Here is a 1278-nt window from a genome sequence, read left to right on the forward strand (position 1 = left end):
TGAACCGTACCGGGTTTGTCGGAGAGTCAATATTCTGAGAGACTACCCCGATGACAAAATTAAAATATACCCCTGAAATCAGAGAAAGAGCGGTTCAATTATTGATTGAATCTGAAAAAGATTATCCTTCTACTTGGGCTGCAATCACAGCAATTGCGCCTAAGATTGGTTGTACTCCTGAAACACTTCGTGCCTGGCATCAAAAGCATTTAGATCAGCAAAATCCTATTAAAGTACAACAGATATCTGATCAAGAAAAAATGAAGCAAATGGAACGTGAAATTAAAGAATTAAAGCGTGCCAATGAAATTCTACGTAAAGCAGCCGCTTTTTTCGCCCAGGCGGAGCTCGACCGCCCACACAAATAATGGTGGATTTCATCCATAACAATAAAGATCGATATGGTGTTGATGCGATTTGTAGGATTTTACCGATCGCAGCTTCAACCTATTACCGAACTTTAGATCTCGCGGACAATCCAGAACATCGAGCGAAACGAGATCTACATGATGAGCATCATGCTGAACAAATTAAACGAATTTGGAAAGAAAGTTCAGGTCGATATGGTGTGCGTAAGGTCTGGCAACAATTGAAACGTGAAGGTTATGTTATCGCACGTTGTACAGTTGCTCGATTGATGCAGAAGCTAGGTATACAAGGTGTTTGGCGTGGTAAGAATAAACAAACCACCCGTAGCCGAGATGATCAAAAAAGAGCAGATGATTTAGTGAAACGTAATTTTAATGCTGATCATCCTGACCAACTGTGGGTGAGTGACTTTACGTATATTCAAACTCATTCAGGCTGGGTCTATACCGCCTTTATTATTGATGTGTTCTCACGAGCAATTGTTGGATGGAAAGTATCGACACGGATGAATACAGATATGGTGCTCGATGCATTAGAGCAAGCCTTGCACGATCGAGGCATGCCAAAGAATGTGATTCATCATTCCGATAGAGGTGTTCAATATCTTTCTATTCGCTATACCAATCGTTTAGAAGCAGCAAATTTACGAGCATCAGTCGGTACAACTGGTGATTCATACGATAATGCTCTGGCTGAAACGGTGAATGGCTTATACAAAACAGAGGTGATTGAATATTTAAAAGCAGATTGGCAAGGTTTAGCAGATGTACAACTTGCGACACTAAACTGGGTAGATTGGTTCAATAAAAAGCGTGTACACAGTGCACTGGGTTATGTATCGCCTTTTGAGTTTGAAGCAATGTACTATGATAAGATTAACCCGTTAGGTCAGGTGGCCTAACTTAAATA

The 1278-nt window shown here is 40.7% G+C and carries 1 protein-coding gene and 1 other annotated feature; the gene reads left to right on the top strand.

All coding sequences use genetic code 11. The features are described from left to right. The first annotated feature begins 50 nt into the window (after positions 1-50). Positions 51-1270 (top strand): IS3 family transposase gene (locus tag FTV08_RS16055; protein ID WP_123015331.1). Its coding sequence is split into 2 segments (ribosomal slippage): positions 51-327 and positions 327-1270, totalling 1221 coding nucleotides; the frame shifts between segments, so codons are not numbered across the junction. Then, positions 326-442, top strand: a sequence feature (AL1L pseudoknot). It overlaps the preceding gene by 117 nt. Positions 1271-1278 lie beyond the last annotated feature (8 nt).

It is taken from the genome of Acinetobacter sp. YH12226 (assembly GCF_013417805.1).
Classification (GTDB): Bacteria; Pseudomonadota; Gammaproteobacteria; order Pseudomonadales; family Moraxellaceae; genus Acinetobacter.